Source organism: Paenibacillus sp. MBLB1832, from assembly GCF_032271945.1.
GTDB classification, from domain to species: domain Bacteria; phylum Bacillota; class Bacilli; order Paenibacillales; family NBRC-103111; genus Paenibacillus_E; species Paenibacillus_E roseopurpureus.
The window spans coordinates 1,447,877-1,461,566 of the sequence record NZ_CP130319.1; the positions used below are offsets into that span (position 1 = coordinate 1,447,877).

Annotated in this window: 10 protein-coding genes; 7 read left to right on the top strand and 3 right to left on the bottom strand. The window is 47.3% G+C overall.

Annotated elements, in window-relative coordinates; all coding sequences use genetic code 11:
- Position 1 precedes the first annotated feature (1 nt).
- The 4 genes from MJB10_RS06605 to MJB10_RS06620 all read left to right on the top strand — a co-directional run bounded on the left by MJB10_RS06605 (position 2) and on the right by MJB10_RS06620 (position 10,348).
- On the top strand, positions 2-889 hold the full coding sequence (locus tag MJB10_RS06605) for a carbohydrate ABC transporter permease (protein ID WP_314802784.1): 888 nt from the start codon (positions 2-4) through the stop codon (positions 887-889).
- A gap of 70 nt (positions 890-959) precedes the next feature.
- Entirely contained in the window at positions 960-2,486 is a 1,527-nt protein-coding gene (locus MJB10_RS06610; protein ID WP_314802785.1) for an extracellular solute-binding protein, read from the top strand.
- An 89-nt stretch (positions 2,487-2,575) separates the two neighbouring features.
- Positions 2,576-9,715, top strand: a complete 7,140-nt coding sequence (locus MJB10_RS06615) for an OmpL47-type beta-barrel domain-containing protein (RefSeq protein WP_314802786.1) — start codon at positions 2,576-2,578, stop codon at positions 9,713-9,715.
- A gap of 396 nt (positions 9,716-10,111) precedes the next feature.
- On the top strand, positions 10,112-10,348 hold the full coding sequence (locus tag MJB10_RS06620) for a hypothetical protein (protein WP_314802788.1): 237 nt from the start codon (positions 10,112-10,114) through the stop codon (positions 10,346-10,348).
- A gap of 10 nt (positions 10,349-10,358) precedes the next feature.
- Here MJB10_RS06620 and MJB10_RS06625 read toward each other — a convergent pair whose 3' ends face one another.
- From MJB10_RS06625 to MJB10_RS06630, 3 genes are read right to left on the bottom strand one after another with little or no spacing between them, the layout of a single operon-like run.
- Entirely contained in the window at positions 10,359-10,646 is a 288-nt protein-coding gene (locus MJB10_RS06625; RefSeq protein WP_314802789.1) for a hypothetical protein, read from the bottom strand.
- Entirely contained in the window at positions 10,622-10,831 is a 210-nt protein-coding gene (locus MJB10_RS26675; RefSeq protein ID WP_397386579.1) for a helix-turn-helix domain-containing protein, read from the bottom strand. The genes MJB10_RS06625 and MJB10_RS26675 overlap by 25 nt, the downstream gene beginning before the upstream one ends.
- Positions 10,832-10,836: 5 nt before the next feature.
- Positions 10,837-11,451, bottom strand: a complete 615-nt coding sequence (locus MJB10_RS06630; RefSeq protein WP_314802791.1) for a cupin domain-containing protein — start codon at positions 11,449-11,451, stop codon at positions 10,837-10,839.
- A 184-nt stretch (positions 11,452-11,635) separates the two neighbouring features.
- Here MJB10_RS06630 and MJB10_RS06635 point away from each other — a divergent pair, with 184 nt between their 5' ends.
- The 3 genes from MJB10_RS06635 (at position 11,636) to MJB10_RS06645 (ending at position 13,679) form a co-directional block, all read left to right on the top strand.
- The gene (locus MJB10_RS06635; RefSeq protein WP_314802793.1) at positions 11,636-12,295 is read left to right on the top strand and encodes a class II aldolase/adducin family protein; all 660 of its coding nucleotides are present in this window, start codon (positions 11,636-11,638) and stop codon (positions 12,293-12,295) included.
- A 245-nt stretch (positions 12,296-12,540) separates the two neighbouring features.
- Positions 12,541-13,365, top strand: coding sequence for an XdhC family protein (locus MJB10_RS06640; protein ID WP_314802795.1), 825 nt, complete (start codon positions 12,541-12,543; stop codon positions 13,363-13,365).
- Positions 13,362-13,679 (top strand): XdhC family protein, encoded by a 318-nt coding sequence (locus MJB10_RS06645; RefSeq protein WP_314802797.1) that lies wholly within the window; start codon positions 13,362-13,364, stop codon positions 13,677-13,679. Before MJB10_RS06640 ends, MJB10_RS06645 begins: the two co-directional genes overlap by 4 nt.
- Positions 13,680-13,690 lie beyond the last annotated feature (11 nt).

Below are 13,690 nucleotides of genomic sequence, written 5' to 3' on the forward strand. Positions count from 1 at the left end.
GGTGGCGGATATTAAAATCAAACAATCACCGGCAGAGCGGCTATTCGATGTAATCAATGGAGGCTTCCTGCTTGTAGTAGCAGCCTTCATTATGATCCCGGTGTTGCATGTAGTTGCGGGTGCCTTCAGCTCGACGAATGCAATTGTGCAGGGTCAAGTGGGAATATGGCCTGTCGCTTTTAGCTGGGATAATATTCATTATGTGATTGCCAATTCGGCTTTCTGGAAGTCGTTTCAAATTTCCATTCTTGTCGTTACTATAGGAACATTATTAAATATTGTTCTGACCGTCCTGACGGCGTATCCGTTATCTAAACATGATTTAAAGTGGCGTCAAGGTGTAATTATTTACATTTTGATTACGATGATTTTCCAGGCACCACTCATTCCCACCTTCTTGGTTGTTAAGCAATTGGGAATGCTCAATACGCTGTGGGCACTGATCATTCCATCGGCAATCAGCGCTTTCAATATGATTCTCTGCCTGACATTCTTCCGTTCTTTACCTGAGGAGCTTTTTGAAGCGGCGCGTGTGGATGGCATGGGTGAATATCGCATTCTTTACCAGATTGCCGTTCCTTTGTCCAAGCCCATTATGGTCACTTTGATGTTATTTTATGCCGTGGGACACTGGAACAATTTTTTCTCCGCACTGATCTATGTGACGAAGCCGACTCTGCGCCCTCTGCAGCTCTATTTGTACAATGTCATTAATGGAGGCAGTACAAACGAAAGCTCCTCTGCGCTGCTGGAATCAGCAATGACCGTTTCCCCCCAAGGGATTCAGATGGCGACTATCGTTATTTCAACCGTGCCAATCGTATTGATTTATCCATTTATTCAAAAGCATTTTATTAAAGGCGCACTTGTAGGCTCGCTCAAGGAATAAGGATTACGTTATGATATGTTTGGCACGGCCATTCATATAGATAGAAACATAAATTAGGAGGTCTACTAAAATGAAATCGTTTAGAATGGCAGTAAGCATGGTGAGTGTAGCAGCAATTATGACCAGTTTGGCGGCTTGCTCCACAGAGAAGAAGAGTGAAGCTACACCTGCTGTGAATTCACCGAGTGTTCCGGCCAAGATCAAAATGTATGTTCCAGATTTTAACCAGCCGGTATCAACGAGCAATGCTATGGAAATCCCGTTCGTTAAATATTTGGCGGAGAAGACGAATACAAATTTGAATATTGAGTTCATGTCTGCCTCCAATGCGATTGAGAATTACCGGTTGAAGGTTGCTTCGGGAGATTACGGTGACGTTCATTTAGGCTACGGTTTATTCGATGATCTCATTGTTGCAGGGCGTGCGATGGATCTAAAGCCATACATCGATAAATATGGTCCGAACATCAAGAAGAATGTGCCACAGGAAACCTGGGATGCGATTACAGATAAAGGTAAGATACTTGGAATTCCTTCACCGTCCTTTGCCAAAACTGAGCGAATTCTGTACATCCGCAAGGATTGGTTAGACAAGCTGGGTCTGCAGGTGCCCAAAACATCGGATGAGCTGCTGCATGTACTGCGTGAATTCCGGGATAAGGACCCGAATGGCAACGGCAAAAAGGATGAAATCCCATTCTCCATGCGCGACAAGTGGTCGTGGGGAGAAAATATTTTTGGCATGTTTGGGATCAATCCGGATAATCCGGTTTTGGAGAATGGAGAAATTATTAACGGCAATATGTCTGTGAATATGAAGAAGGCAATTGGTTTCTTTAAGACGTTGTATGATGAAAAGCTGCTGGATGCCGATTTCCTAACGAATCAGCGTCCCCAATGGGAACAAAAGATTAAAGCGGACCAGGTCGGCGTATGGAACCATGCGGTTGATTTGCTGCCAAAATGGCAGGATGATTTGAACAAGGCTCTTCCGGATAAAAAGCCGCAAGTTATTACGATTGCAACTCCCAAGGCAAATGGAGTAACAGGACCCGTAGGTCGCATCATTAATCCTATTAGCAAAGCTTATATTGTGGACAAGGACGCCAAGAACCCTGAAGCGATCGTGAAGCTTTTTGATTGGCTGTATTCGGAAGAGGGGCAGCGCTTTGCCGAAATGGGCATTGAAGGCGATACCTACAAAAAAGAAGGCGACAAGTATGTGTACGACGCAAAAAAGGATACAGACAGCAAAGTAAATCAGCTTCGCGAGAATTTATTCAAAATGCACAGCTTCAATGAAAGCATTACAGCAGTCAAACAATCTCCGGAGATTGCAGCCAAGCTGAAAACTACCGTGGATCAAGCCAATAGTGAAGGTGTTTCATACCCGCTGTTAGGCAAGCCCGTGAATCCCCAGTTAAATGGTGTAAAGACGAATTTGGATAATGCATGGCGCGAAATGGCAGCGAAGATTGTCGTAGGCAATTCTCCGCTGGATGCAACCTTCGATGAGTATGTGAAGCGATATCGTACAGAAGGTGGAGCCATTCTGAAGGAAGATACCGATTGGTACAACGCGAATAAGAAGAAGTAATCAATAAAAAATTGGAACGAACCCTCCCTCGCGGAGGGTCTTCCAATACCAAGAATGGAACCGTTTTCAAAATACTGGAGGTGACTTATTTGATTAAGTTTGTTCGGATTAGATCCATAATTAAATTTATGCTTAGCGCGCTCCTGGTACTATCATCTCTCGGCAGTTCATGGTTACCGCTTGAGAAGGCGTTTGCTGCAGGCAACAAGCCGTTCACTATCGGTTTTGAGAGTAGCGAGAGCTATACGATGAATGCTGACGTATATAATCAACCGGCCAGCGGAGTGAAGTGGGGAAGAGGCACCAACACGGTATTGTTCAAAGTAGATCCTACAGCTGGTAAGACCGGTGCCGGCCTTCGTTCTCAGAGCACAGGAGCCCAATTCGAACAGATTCGTTTTCTTCCGACTGCTGCGGAATTGGGCGTTCAGCCAGGACCCCCTTTAAACAGTAAAATGAGCTTCAGCCTGGATGTCAATATGAATGACCAACCGGGGGCTTACGCCCAAGATTGGGAAGTCGGCATTCGGGATCTTAACGGCACGAATCAAGGATATGCCATAACCCTGTCCATTAACGCGGATGGAACCATCCAGTACAAAAACGGGGGAACCTGGATTAGTGTTAAGCAGTCGGATCAAACCACGGTAATGAAGCTTGTACCCAATACTTACGCAACGATCTCCGGTATACTCGATTATGCGACGAAAAAGTATAAGCTTTATGTAAACGGTGTTCCACAAAGCAGTGGTGGAAATATCAGTTTTACAAGTTCGATCGTGGATGAATTTGGCTATATTGCTATTAAAAAATTGAGTACAGCTCCCAAAAACATATCGTTGGATAATGTTACCATGGGTCTTAATGCAGCGCCGGAATTAACAAACGCCATCGTAGGCAATGATGCCAGAACGATAACGCTGCAATTCGACAGACAGCTCCAAAATCAATTAGCAGCACTTCAATCATCTGTGTCACTTGCAACTTATGGAAATAGCTTTAGTCCCCTTCAGTCAAATGACCAAGTTTTCATTCAAGGAAATAGCATAAGCATTCAACTTGCTGCTCCATTATTGGGAAGCGAGAATGTGTTGAAAATCTCTGGGGGTGCACTTACGGATATATACGGAAATACGAATGCCATAGATATCTTGACACCACCGCTCAAAGGGCTTTCGGAAGCGGCCCCTTCATTGCCTCCTGTACTGACCGGAGAAACAGTCAATCCTACGAACACAACGGTTACGCTGCAATTTGATCAGCCGATTATGGCAAATACCACAAATCTGAAAGAGATGGCATCGATTGCATCGGATGGGGTGCAGTTCAAGCCATTAGGAGAAAACGACCAAATTTTCATTCAAGGCAATACGATTGTTATTCGACTAGGCTATGGTCTAAAAGGCACAGAGAATAAAATAAAACTTCAAGCGAACGCAATCCGATCATTGAACGGAGGAGCTGTGCTAGGCAACGCTATTGTAACCGATTCTCTCCGAGGAGTAACCGAACCAACGATGCGTTCGCTTCTTAACGAGCACCCAAGGCTGCTAGCGACCAAAGCAGACTTCCAAAGAATTCAAACCCATGTAGCCAACCAAACAAGCCCCTATAAAGAATGGTTTGCCAAGCTGGATCATGACGCCCAGGGTATGCTTCAGCTTGCGCCGTCAACCTATAACGTCACTTCAGGCGAAGGATTACTGGCAACTAGCAGGCAAGTTCTTACAAGGGTTCAGACCTTGGCCATGATGTATCGTGTTCAAAAAGAATCAAACATCGCACTTGCAACAGCCTACGCGAACCGGGCTTGGACAGAGTTGAATACGGCCGCGGCTTTCCCAGATTGGTATCCCTATCATTTCCTGGATACTGCCGAGATGACGGCCGCATTCGCGATCGGGTATGATTGGCTTTATGACTATTTGGATGAGAGTCAGAAATTGGTTGTACGCAATGCTATTGTTAATAAAGGGTTATTACCGGGCAAAGCCACCTATGACAGCCACTATAATGGAGCACCCAAGCCCGTGGATAAGGATAATTGGGGAGATTTTGGCCGGAACGGATGGGTAACCATCAATAATAATTGGAACTTCGTAACCAATGGCGGCTTAGGACTTGGGGCGTTGGCAATCGGCGATGAGGAACCGGTCCTGTCCGAGCAAATCATCCAATTTACCAAGCGTTCCTTACCGAATGTAACAACGGAATTCGCTCCAGATGGAGGTTGGATGGAGGGAGCCACGTATTGGAGCTATGCAGTAGACTACTTCACCACCTACATTGCCTCTCTTCAATCGTCGTTAGGTACCGATATGGGTCTTCTATCCACGCCAGCGTTAGATCAAACATCGCTCTATCCGATTTATCTATCCGGTAGTACGGGGCAAGCTGTGAACTTCGGTGACGGTTTAACGGCAAGCTCAAGCACACCGGCCATGTTCTATTATGCCAAGCAATTTCATCATCCGGAATACGCAAGATGGAGAAAAGCTTTGACGCTAGGTGAGCCAAAGGATTTGATCTGGTACGATCCGGCCTATGATAAGAGCCTGAATGAATCACAAACACCTTTGGACAAATATTTCGGCAAAGTGGAGCTATTCTCTATGCGAAGTAGCTGGGATCAGTCATCGGGCACCTCCGTTTCTTTCAAAGCTGGCGATAATTTAGCTGCAAGTCATGGTGACTTGGATGTCGGGACCTTTGTTATGGATGCGTTAGGTGTGCGGTGGGCACAGGATTTTGGACTGGACAGCTACTTGCTGCCTAACTACTTTCAGACAGGGGCATCCGGAGAGCGATGGAAATATTATACGAAGCGTGCTGAAGGGCATAATACCCTTCTTGTGAATCCTGGGACGGCACCGGATCAGGATCCAACCGCGAAGGCGGTGATCAGTCGCTTCGGATCCTCCGAACAGGAGGCATTTGCAATTGCAGATTTGACATCTGTCTATAAGGATGTGTATGCACAAGGGGGCAGCTTAACCAGAGGAATCCGATTATTCGATAACCGTCGAAGTGTCATGGTTCAAGACGAGCTGGTTACCCAAGTCCCCGTAGAACTCTGGTGGTCGATGCACACTGCAGCTGAGACGGAGCTTTCCGGAGATGGGAAATCAATTATTTTGAAGAGTGAGAATAAACGCTTGAAAATGACGATTGTATCTCCGGCGGCAGCCAGCTTTACCGTACGCAATTCCGATTATCTCAGTCCAGCAATGTCAAGCTCTCCCTTGGAAAATTCACGTGCCGGCATACAGAATGTGACCATCTATATGCCAAATGCCGGAACCACGACATTATCGGTACTCATGACTCCTTATTATGCCGGGGATGTCCTCGACGAGCCGGTTGCGAGTCTGAAACCGCTGGCCCAGTGGAGTGTAGATGCTTCACCTGCTGCCAAACTGGATTCTATTGCAATAGACGGGATTCCAATTAGCAATTTTCAACCTGGCAATTTCAGTTATTCCCGAATCCTACCTTTGGGGGCTACCATTCCAAATGTGACCGCTTCAGTGTCCGACCCGGATCTGGAGGTTCATGTCATCCAAGCCGATCTTCTGCAGGGCTCCGCTTGGGTAGAGGTTCAATCCAGGACTCATACCAAGCAGAATAGTCGATATAAAGTCTCCTTTATCTATCCGATTGATAGCGGCAGTATTCTCAGCTACAGTGGCTTCCAGCCGGGAAATACGCCAGAGAACACGCTGGACGGGAATGGAAGCACAAGATGGAGCGCGCAAGGGGCGGGTCAATGGATTCAATATAATCTCGGACAGGATCAGTTGATTAGCGAGGTTCAGCTTGCATTTAATCAATCCGACGCCAGGAAGTATACGTTTGATGTGCTCGTTTCGACGGATGGTATCACCTACACGAAGGTGCTGGACAGAGTGATAAGCTCGCTAACACCGGCTACGAATCCGGTTGAATATCCGCTTCAATCCTTTTCCTTTTCTCCCATCGCAGCGAGATTGGTTAAGATAGTTGGTTATGGGAGTACGGTTAATGATTGGAACAATTATACGGAAGTGCGGATCGGTAATGTAACACCAGTTCTTACTCCGATGCCTGCATCGCTGGAATCCGTTGCAGTTAACCCGGAAGCGACACAAGTATTAATCGGGAAACAAACCAGACTTACTGTAACCGGTAAATTAACGAATGGATCGGAGGTTTCGAAGGCCCAATTTGCTGCTATTAAGTACAGAAGCTCTGATTCCTCCGTCCTTACAATCAACGAGGATGGAGTCGTCACAGGACATAAGCTCGGCAGGGCGTTTATTGCGGCGGATGTCACTTATCAAGGGGTAACAAGGAAGGGAGTTACGCAGGTTATCGTTCGGGACCGTTCCAGCTATACGGTTTCCGCCTCCGCAGATTCCTATGTGAATAATGGTGGAAATGCGTCATCAAATTACGGAGCCGCTACAAGGATGCTTGTGAAGCTGAATTCTCAAGCGGGATTGGACCGCCGAACGTTTCTCCAATTTGATCTCTCCGATGTTCCCGCAGGATCAACGGGCGCTAAATTGTATCTTTTTGGGGACCAAGATAATGATACCGGTGATTTTGCCGTATGGGGTGTGGGTGACTCTTGGACGGAAAGAGGGCTAACATACCAGAACATGCCGCAGCAACAAGGCAACCCTATCGTTGGCAATGTGAAGTTTAGTGTGGGGTCTGGAAGTTGGAAGTCCATAGATATTACCCCGTATGTGAACAATCAGCTTAGTGCTGGAGATAAGATCATCAGTCTGGAGGTTGTAGGAACCTCCAATGCCACATTAGCCGGACTGGAGAGCCGAGAGGGTGTAAATGGCGCTTATCTGCTGTTTTCTTATCCGTTGATTCTTACAACAGGTGTCTCTGTCAGCCCTTCGGAATTCGAACTGACAGTGGGCGCTGAGCGGGATCTGGAGGCAGTGGTGACTCCCGCTGACGCCTATAATCCAACCACCGTGTGGAGCAGCAGTGATACTGCTGTCGCTGTTGTTGACGCTCAAACGGGGAAGGTTAAGGCAATAGGTGAAGGTAAAGCGACCATTACTGTTATGACAGAGGAAGGTGGGCATTCGGCAGTGTCCTTGCTTACTGTCAAATCCATACCTCCACCAGCGCCCCCGGTCGTTGTTTCGCCAATAGATGCTGTGGTAACAAGGTCGGGTCAAGTCGTGATCTCACTACAGGCTGAATTTGGCGTGATTGTAAAGGTGCGTAATGGGGCAGAAGTAATAGCGACTGCGGTGGGCGCAGGCGACACTGCAGTTAGTGTGCCGCTGCCGGTGCTTGCTGACGGCGTGTACTTGCTGACAGCGACTTCTACGGATGCTAAAGGAAAAGAGAGTGAAGCGGCGACCATTCCGACGATCACGGTAGCAGTGACACCGGCGGATGTAACACCTACCATCGCGTCCTACAACAAAGGTGCTCCACTAGATGTGGATTTCACAATAACGGCGAACGGAAACGAGTTTTCCGGGTTGCAAAACGGGGCATACACCCTCGTACCGAAAGTCGATTATACCGTATCAGGAGATGTGTACCGAATCAAGAGCAGTTATTTGAGCACCCTGCCTGTCGGTACCGCAACAATTACCTTTGATTTTGCAACTGCTGCGGATAAGCAAGTAACGATCCAGGTTACTCCGGATACGCTTCCGCCTTCCATTCCGGAGGGGCTTCAGGTTACAGGCACATCGAAGAACAGCGTTAGCTTAGCATGGAGTGCATCAGCCGACGCAGGCGGTACGGTAACTTATGAGTTATATTGTGGAGCTGAACGTGTTGCCGCCGGCATCACTCAGACCACTTATACCGCTGCAGGCTTGCAGCCTGACACGGCCTACAGCTTCTCCGTCAGAGCGGTGGATTCTGCCGGCAATGCATCCGACTTGAGCAGTGCGGTTACGGTGGACCTTAAACCTCCGGTTACTGTTTCCTCGACCAGTCCTGCACAGCCGGATGGACAGAGCGGATGGTATCGTAATCCGGTTACGATTACTTTGACAGCAACGGACAACATGTCAGGAGTCGACAAGACCGAGTATAGTTTGGATGGCGGAGCGAGCTGGATGCCTTACACGGCGCCTGTTACTGTCAACGATAACGGCCAGAGAACGTTCCTCTTCCGCTCGAAGGACAAGGAAGGCAATGTGGAAGTAGCGCAATCGCTCAGCTTGCAATTGGATACAAATAGTCCGATCAGTTCCGCGGCCTTGGCGCCGGCACAGCCGGATGGACAGATCGGATGGTACCGCACGCCTGTATCCATCGACTTAAGCACTGTCGATGCGGTATCCGGTGTGGCGAGCACGGAATATACCATAGATGGCGGAGTTTCCTGGTTACCATACGCAGGTACGATCGTAATCGGGCAGGAAGGACAGACGACCGTAGGTTATCGCTCCACGGACAAGGCTGGAAACCAAGAGACGACTCGTTCCGTAAGTGTGTCGGTTGATTCGACCGCACCTGCGGCATCTGCGACTGTAGCATCTACGCAAGGCGGTCAGAACGGCTGGTATTCGCACCCCGTGACGGTCACGCTTAACGCGGCTGATAACCTGAGCGGTGTTACGCAGACGTTGTATAGTCTTGATGGCGGAGCGCATTGGAATGTTTACACAGGAGCGTTTCAGGTGAGTCAGGACGGTTCGTACACGATTCTTTACCGTTCCAAGGATAACGCAGGCAATGAGGAATCGGTTAAGACGATCGTATTCGATGTTGATGCAACAGCACCAGTCATTGCAGTCGGTATACCGACTGAGGGTGGGCGTTACCGTGATACCGACAATTTGAAGGTTCAGTTCTCTGTTACGGAGTCGGGTGGATCGGGACTTGCAACGGAAACAACAACGGCAACGCTGGATGGAAGCATCGTTCAGAACGGTCAATCGATCGATCTGACGGGCTTGGCACTCGGCAATCACACCTTTGTCGTAAGCGCAAGCGACCAAGCAGGGAATGTCAATACCGTAACCATTACGTTTCTGGTATACGCGGATCGCGACTCGCTTAACGCGCAAATCAACAGATTCGCGACGTCTGGAGCGATCGACAGCAGCGGCGTAGCAAACAGCCTTCGTGCTAAGGTCAAGGCTGGCAGCTACAGCGATCTGATCGCCGAGCTGCAGTCTCAATCCGGCAAGCACATCAAGGCGAGTGCGGCTGCACTACTGATTCGGGATGCCCAACATATTCTGAGTCATTAAGCCCTTTAGTTGTAGCACAAGCAAACACCACTCTTTCCCCGTGAGGAAAAGTGGTGTTTGCTTTTATCGTGCAGTTACCGCTGCAGATGCTCAACAGAGTCTCAGAGGTTCGCGGTTTGAACATCGAGCATTTTCAATTTGGAGAGAATCCAACATTACACTTTATAGGTAAGGGAGGAGATTGAGAACAGACATACTTCATACAGGAGTAGCAAATATAATAGAAAAGTATCTCTTGGAGCGGGTAATCAGCACTCTTTATATCGCAAGAGGGGCGCCGAATTGGACGAAGAACAATTCAAAACATTATGGAAGGAGCTTCTTCCTTAATTAAAGAAGCTCGTCCTTCTCTAAAGGCCAAAAAAATTAGTAGCCATAAATTAAGGGGAGATCAGGGTGACCGAGAGGTACAAAGCCTTGGCGATGCGTCCGGAGCTGGAAGTGGGGAACATGACCTGGTCCTCGGAAAGTATGCTGTCCAAGATCGTTCCTAAAGCAAGCGGGGAATTTTATAATTTCGTTCAATCAGGAGCAGCATGTGTGCGTAATAACCAAGCGTGGCACCCTACATGTGCCGGCCAATTTTTCAATTGGAAGATCAGACAACTAAGCTCTCAACTAAAATTGGAATGAACCCTGCCACTTAGAGCTTTCCACCATTGTGTGCTCGCCAATCTTCCCGTGTCAACTTCCGGAGTGAATTGGGAAATGAAGATCGGTCGAACCGCTCAACTCGTACGCAGTCAAGAATGGCAGCTGCTACGAGTGCATAGACTGGAGAGACAAGTCCGTGGTGGCTGCCCGATGCCATTTGGACCGCTACCGCATTCCTAAACGTTTGTATTCGCGCAGGTGTAATCATAATCCCATAAAGTCCAAATAAAAAAGTCCTACCCGCTACGATATTTAGCGGGTAGGATTTTTTCTCCATCCCGTAGGGCTGACTCCAAATTTCTGCTTAAATAATCGGCTGAAATAGTGAATAGATGAAAATCCCGATGCCATAGCGATATGTTCAATGGACAGATCACTTTCGTGTAGATAGCTGACAGCTGCATTCATTCGAAGCTCGTTCAAATACTGAAACGGGGTCTTGCCACTCATCTCTTTGAACATACGAATTAAATAAGAGGGATTAAATGAACTAGGCTTACTAAAGTTTGGAGTGTAATCGAGTTTTCCTTGTAATGCGATTCCATGTAGCTCATGAGCGTGTCAACGATGTTTCTTTTGCCTGCTTCCCAAGTATTCCCGTCAGCCGTGGTCGGAGTGGCCGAACGTAACACATAATCCACGCTCAACAGGATATTGGATAGCTCCGATTGTACGTAGGAATTAAAAATAGTAGAGGGGAAGCGGCCACGATCCTGAATAAGCTGACCTAACAGCTGTAAGCTCCCATGTAACATCCGAATAAGAGGCGAGGCCCGATCCAGTACCGACTGTAATTCGCACCAAATTCTAGCTTTCTTGGTGTCGGGGAACGCCACATCCCCTGCAAGATCCAACTCCAGATAATAATAGGATAAGCCCGGAGACAAGCGGTTTAATTCATGAGGGGTATTTGGAGGTAGAAGGATGAGATCTTGCGCCTGAACGGTGTAGTCTTTACCCGCCCAGGTTAACAAGGCATTTCCTGCAACGATATATAAAAGTTCAGAGTATGGATGGATACCTCCGTTTTCCATCTCCATACCCGCCGTATCGGCGTAATAACCGCTTTTTCGAATAAACAAGGACACGCCCTCCTCATAGGTCAATATTGTGCAAATGATAGATTAGAAATTCAATCATGGCAGGTAATAAAAAACGATGGGAGCCAGCAAATGTGAGATGGTATCCAAAGACAGTCTTTCCTGCTAATTTTATAATAAAATCACGGCTGTGAGAATCTACTTGTGGTTAAAAGGGAGGGAAAATATGGATTATATAGCACTTAGAGAAGAATTAAGTAAATATGGGGCTAAAATCGTGAACAAGGGTCTGGTGGTGGGACCGGGTGGGAACATCAGTGCGAGTGAGGGGGGCAGGATGCTAATTTCACCAAGCGGATTCGACTTAGCAGAGATTCAGCCGGAGCAATGGTGTGTTGTAGACATCGAATCAGGTCAGCTGGAAGCGAATTCCTTACGTCCCTCTTCGGAGATCACCATGCATTTGGACGCATACCGTGTCCGACCGGACATGACAGCGATTGTGCATACACACCCGGCGAATTGTATTGCGCTTGGACTCATCGCTAGAGAGCTGCCATTCATGTTCCCCGATCAGGCAGCACTTATCGGCAGTATGGAATTCATTGATTATGTGGTGCCCACGACACAGAAGCTGGCCGACGCCGTTGCAGCGAAAATCATTCATTCTGACACCTTGTTATTGGAAAATCACGGATTAGTGACGTCCGGGAAAAACCTAAGAGAAGCGTATTATCGAACCGAGATTATGGAAGAAAGCGCGAGAATTTACCTGCTAGCCTCGGCCATCCGACTACCTAAAGTGCTGACCAAAGAAGAGGTATATGAAATTCAGACATTAGATAGTGAAGCTTATCGAATCGCACTTTTGCAAAAGCAGAAATAGGTTCCATCAACTACACTAAGTTTAATACCTTAATTATACAGAAAAAAGGTACAGCATCCTCAAAAAAATGAGGAAATCTGTACCTTTGCTTTCAATAAGGGGACTTTTTCAGTGGCCTCCCCTTATGTTTTCTGGCTTTATCCATTTCAAAACCAATTTGTCACCCAACAGTCGTCGTAATTATAGCTTTCAAATAATATATATATCTATATATGAAGTGTTTGTTATAAGAGAGGGCGAGTAACATGGAACTTTATCAGAGACTGATCTCCTCCATTGAAAGTCGAATAGGGGTTGCCTTAATCACAGTCACAAGGATCGATCTTCACGATCCAAACCATTACTGGCAGCTAACGGAATTTACTGTGGGAACCAAGCTGCTGGTTTACGCTAGTGGAAACGTATTTTGTGAAAAAGAATTAGCAATGGAAGACTGGCAGCCTCTATTGGAAAATGCAAAGATGGCGTTGGCCAATCAAAAATCACATACGTGCATTTCACAAATAAAGTCCTGCGAAATCGAATATTTTGTGGACGTGTATCCGCAGCCGTTGCATCTAATCGTTGTGGGAGCTGGCCATGTGGCGAAGCCATTGGTGGAAATGGGTAACAAGCTTGGGTTTTATATCACTGTCATTTGTGATAGGCCACAATTTGCGAATAACGAACAATTTCCTTGGGCCGACGAGGTTGTATGTAGACCCTATACGGAGTATTTCCGAAATTTGGACATATCGGATCGGCCTTATATATTGTTGCTCACACGGGGCCATCAGTATGATGTTGCGATCCTCCGTGAAATTCTGCATCTTTCTGTTCCCTACATAGGAATGATTGGAAGCCGTAGACGCATTTCAGGTGTGTTTTCTCAGCTCCATGAGGATTTGCCAGATGTCGGGTTTCAGCATGTATACGCGCCTATTGGTCTGGATATTGGCGCACAAACGCCTGAGGAGATAGCAATTAGCGTGTTGGCGGAAATTTTACGGGTAAAGAATCAGAAATCCGGAAGATCACTAAAAGAAGAAGTCCGCCATTTTATCGTGGATAGGCAGGTGGAAGAGGAATGAGCGATCTTGAGCTGCTGAAACGGATCGTACAGATTAAATCTACCGGTACAAATGCGGTATTGGCTACCGTGATTCGAACGAAGGGATCTACGCCTAGAAAGGTCGGCGCGAAAATGATTATTTATGCCGATGGAACCATTGCTGGGACGATCGGAGGGGGGTGTGGGGAAGGCGAGGTGATTGAGATAGCCATGCATGTTATAGCCGCAAAGATGAGCATCCAGCACACGGTTGATCTGACTGCAGGACTGTTTTATGAAGATGGAGGGATCTGCGGCGGCATTCAGGTTGTATTTATTGAGCCCCTACATTGAGAGAGATAGGT

What these genes read in the sequence shown, in the direction of transcription:
- MJB10_RS06645 (WP_314802797.1), top strand. Translation starts at nt 13,362, where the DNA reads ATGAGCGATCTTGAGCTGCTGAAACGGATCGTACAGATTAAATCTACC.
- MJB10_RS06625 (WP_314802789.1), bottom strand. Translation starts at nt 10,646, where the DNA reads ATGGAGAAAAAATCCTACCCGCTAAATATCGTAGCGGGTAGGACTTTT.
- MJB10_RS06610 (WP_314802785.1), top strand. Translation starts at nt 960, where the DNA reads ATGAAATCGTTTAGAATGGCAGTAAGCATGGTGAGTGTAGCAGCAATT.
- MJB10_RS06640 (WP_314802795.1), top strand. Translation starts at nt 12,541, where the DNA reads ATGGAACTTTATCAGAGACTGATCTCCTCCATTGAAAGTCGAATAGGG.
- MJB10_RS26675 (WP_397386579.1), bottom strand. Translation starts at nt 10,831, where the DNA reads ATGTTCAAAGAGATGAGTGGCAAGACCCCGTTTCAGTATTTGAACGAG.
- MJB10_RS06635 (WP_314802793.1), top strand. Translation starts at nt 11,636, where the DNA reads ATGGATTATATAGCACTTAGAGAAGAATTAAGTAAATATGGGGCTAAA.